The sequence below is a fragment of the Kitasatospora sp. NPDC002543 genome, from assembly GCF_053594915.1.
This window is the reverse complement of the sequence record NZ_JBSFWR010000212.1, coordinates 1-3,569: the sequence shown is the minus strand read 5'-3', so window position 1 is coordinate 3,569 and position 3,569 is coordinate 1. Positions and strand designations below refer to the sequence as shown.

General features: G+C 75.5%; 1 protein-coding gene and 1 pseudogene. One reads left to right on the top strand and one right to left on the bottom strand.

Features of this window, described 5'->3' with window-relative positions:
• Nucleotides 1–90: 90 nt before the first annotated feature.
• The gene (locus ACWD4P_RS38000; RefSeq protein ID WP_449782789.1) at nucleotides 91–1,593 is read right to left on the bottom strand and encodes a carboxylesterase/lipase family protein; all 1,503 of its coding nucleotides are present in this window, start codon (nucleotides 1,591–1,593) and stop codon (nucleotides 91–93) included.
• A 576-nt stretch (nucleotides 1,594–2,169) separates the two neighbouring features.
• Between ACWD4P_RS38000 and ACWD4P_RS37995 the strand changes: the two are divergent.
• A pseudogene (locus ACWD4P_RS37995) lies at nucleotides 2,170–3,569 on the top strand (ABC transporter permease); the annotation flags it as partial.

The following is a 3,569-nucleotide window of genomic DNA, read 5'->3' as shown; positions in this document are numbered from 1 at the left end:
GGCGGGCCGCGGGGGGCGGGGGCGGGGCGGGGGGCCCCCGGGGGGGGGGGGCGCCGGGGCCCCCCGCGTCACCGGCCCGCGGCGGTCCGGTCAGCGCAGGCCCTCCCACAGGAGCCGTTCGGCCCGGCCCGGGTCCTGGCGGACGGCGGGCGCGGTGGCGTTCAGGACCATGACGGACCGGTCGGGGAAGTAGGCCGGCCAGTGCGGCAGTCGGTCGGTGGCGGGACGGCCGTGGCGGGCGAAGGAGGTCCAGGCGCCGCGGATCCGGTCGGACAGCTCCGGATGGGTCGACGGGTCCGTCAGCGGGTCCTCGGGATTGCCGAAGACGGAGCCGAGTTCGACCATGTGGCAGGCCTCGAGGGCGCCGTCCCGGGCGGGGGAGGGCTGGGTGAACTCGTACAAGTAGGTGTCGGCGCCGTGGGCGGCGCGGCCCTCCGCGACGCGCAGCGCCGGTACGCGGTAGGCGTGGTCGCTGATCGCGGCGGAGAACAGGTCGGCGGCGCCGGCCCCCGGCCGGGCTCCGGCGTAGACGGCCCGGGCGGCCGCGGGATCCAGTCCGAGCGAGGCGAGGAAGCCCTGCAGGAAGCCGTCGTCGATGCGGTCGGCCATGCCGAGCGGCACCAGGAACAGGCGGAACTCCTCGGAGGTGACGCCCGTGAGCAGGTCGATCCCGCGGCCCGCGCCGGCGGCGACGGCGTCGACGGGGCGCTCGGGCAGTGTCGCGGTTCCGGCCACCGGCAGGGCGGTCGTGCCGCCTCCCGCGGACTCGCCCCACCGGCCCGGGTCGGTGCTGCGGGCGATCTCCTGGGCGAGTCGGCCGTTGGCCGCGGCCAGGTCCCGCGGCGGGACGGCGGCGAGGGCCTCGACGGTGCACTCGACGCCGGCGAGGGCGGCCAGCCGTTCGGTGACGCGCCGCGCGGTCTCCGGCGAGTGCGCGTGGTGCCCGGCCCCGCTCTGGGTGACGGCCCGTCGGAACAGGCCCTCGGCGCGCGGCATCGCCATCAGCGCGGTGATGGAGATCGCTCCGGCGGACTGCCCGAAGACGGTCACGTTGCCGGGGTCGCCGCCGAACGCGGCGATGTTGTCGCGCACCCACTCCAGTGCGGCGATCTGGTCCAGCAGGCCGAGGTTGGCGGTGCCGTCGGGCAGCAGGAGGAAGCCCTCGGCGCCCAACCGGTAGTTCAGGGTGACGCAGACGACGCCGTCCCGGGCGAGGACGGCCCCGTCGTAGGTGGGCAGCGAGCCGGCGCCGTTGCGGAAGGCGCCGCCGTGGATCCACACCATGACGGGCAGTCCTTCGCCGGACCGGTGCGGGGAAGGCGTCCAGACGTTGAGGTTGAGGCAGTCCTCGCCCTGCGGGCCCGGCGCGGTGAGCAGGTCGGCCATGGCGGGGTTGCCGGGCGCCTGGGGTGCGCTCGGGCCGTGGACGAGCGCGTCGCGCACGCCGCTCCACGGTTGGGGGGCCCGGGGCGGACGCAGCCGGTTCGCCCCGAACGGCGGGGCCGCGTAGGGGATGCCCAGGAAGGACGCCGTGCCCTCGTGGAGGCGGCCGCGGACCCGGCCGTGACGTGTGCTGACTATGACGTTGCTCATCGGGACGTCCTGTTTCGGAAGGTTTCGGCATGGTCGGAGCGGTAGGAGCCTTTCCTCCCGGCCGGTGCGGCCGCAACCCGATTCCCCGCCGCCGGCCCGCCGCGGGCCCGCCGGTCGGTCCGCGCCGCGAGCGTGCGGGCCCGCGCGAGCCGGACCGCCCGGTGCGGTGCCGCGGGTTCTGCGTGCCCCGCCCGGCAGGGTCAACGGATTCCTCGACCGCGCGGTTCAGCATTCCGGTCAGGAATATGCGGAGAATAGAAGTTCGCAGGTCAGAGTGGATTACTGGAGCGGGCATCGTGAAATGTCCACGGTAATTCAGAGGTTTCTCCTCCGGTACGGACGGTGTCGATCCGAGGAATTCGCTCGATGTCCGTTCGATTCGAGCAGATCCCTTCCGCTCGCCGATCCGATCTGACAGCATCGTCCGCTATCCGGCGAGCGAATGCCGGTGTTCACCGCGCCGGTGTTCACCGCGCCGGTGTTCCCGTGGGGTGTCCGTCCGCGGCCTCTCCGCCGGGACCGGGCCCACGGGTGGGACCGGGACGCGACCGGGGACCCTACCGGGGGAGGAACTCGATGCTCGGCTTCGTCGTGCGCAGACTGCGTGGGCGACTGCCGCTGGCCGCTGCCGTCCTGCTGACGGTACTGGTCACCACGGCGGTGCTGACCGCCCTGGTGACCTTCAACAGCGGCGTCGGCCAGGCCGGCCTGCGGCAGGCGCTCCAGGGCCCGGGCCATGCCCGGACCGCCGTGGTGGTGACCGCCGAACACGGCCTCGACCAGCGGCAGAAGGACGAGGAGGCGCTCGCCTCCTACCGGCAGAAGCTCTTCGGCGACCTGCCCGTGCGCACCGACAGCCTGCTGCGCAGCCGCACCTACGGCCTGCCGGACGGCGCCGCCGCGGCGGCCGGAAGCCCGGCTGCCGGGAGCGCCGCGGCCGGCACCGCCAAGGCCGACCTGACGGTCCTCGCGGACCTCGACCGCACCCGGGTGAGCCTGGCCGCCGGCGCCTGGCCGGACCCGGCCACCGGCCCCGTCCGCTCGGGCGCCCCGCAGGTGGCCGTCCCCCACACCATGCTGGCCCGGCTCGGCCTGGCCGCCGAGGCGCTGCCCGCGGACGTCCGGCTCACCGAGCGGCTCGACGGCACGCCGCTGACCGTGCGGGTCACCGGCACCTACCGGCCCGTCGACCCGTTCGCCGCGTACTGGCGGATCGACCCGGTCGGCGGCCACGGGATCGAGACCGGCGGCTTCACCACCTACGGCCCGATGATGGTCGACCAGAGCGCCTTCACCTCGGGCGGCCTGCCGCAGAGCAGCCGCGGCTGGCTGCTCGACGCCGACTTCGCGGGCGTCGACCAGGGCACGGCCGAGGCCGTCGGCGACCGGGCCAGGAGCCTGGGCGACGACCTGCGGAGGGCCTCCGGCCTCGCCGCCACCACCGAACTCCCGCAGGTGATGAGCGAGTTGTCGGCCGGCCTGCTGGTCGCCCGGTCCACGCTGCTGATCGGGGCCCTGCAACTCGCGGTGCTCGCCGGGGCCGCACTGCTGCTGGTGGTCCGACTGATCTCGACCCGCCAGGAGCCGGAGGACGAGCTGCTCGCCGCCCGTGGCGCCTCCGGTGCCAGGCTCGGCGGCTTCACCGCCCTGGAGTCGGTGCTGCTCGCCCTCCCGGCCTCGGTGCTCGCACCCCTGCTCACCCCGTTCCTGGTCCGCGTCCTGGCGGGCCTCGGCCGGTCCCACCAGGTCGCCATGGACGCCCAACTGCGCTGGACGCTCTGGCCGGTGGCCGTGCTCTGCGCCCTCGGCTGCATCGTGCTGACCACCGTGCCCGGCCTGCTGCGCGGCGCCGGCTCCGCCCTGCGCCGCCGGGCCGGCCAGCGCCAGGCCGTGGTCTCCGGCGTCGCCCGCAACGGCGGGGACCTCGCGGTGCTCGCCCTGGCCGCCCTCGCCTACCAGCAGCTCGACCAGTACAG